This is a genomic window from Ignatzschineria sp. PL_is040 (assembly GCF_055813795.1).
Genome location: NZ_JBVPGU010000056.1, coordinates 1 through 259, shown reverse-complemented (window position 1 = coordinate 259; position 259 = coordinate 1). Strand labels below are relative to the sequence as shown.

Genomic DNA, 259 nt, shown 5'->3' with positions numbered 1-259 from the left:
TTAAGGAAGCGAACCTGGTGAACTGAAACATCTAAGTAACCAGAGGAAAAGAAATCAATTGAGATTCCCGCAGTAGTGGCGAGCGACCCGGGAAGAGCCGATATGTGATAACTTATTGTATAGAAGAATCATCTGGAAAGATGAGCCATAGTGGGTGATAGCCCCGTATTTTAAATACAGTAAGTGGTACTAGGCATATCAACAAGTAGGGCGGGACACGAGAAATCCTGTCTGAACATGGGGGGACCATCCTCCAAGG

1 rRNA gene is annotated in these 259 nt (G+C 45.6%); it reads left to right on the top strand.

What is annotated here, in order from left to right:
- Nucleotides 1-259: ribosomal RNA gene (locus tag AC0SAP_RS10420) — 23S ribosomal RNA — on the top strand; the annotation flags it as partial.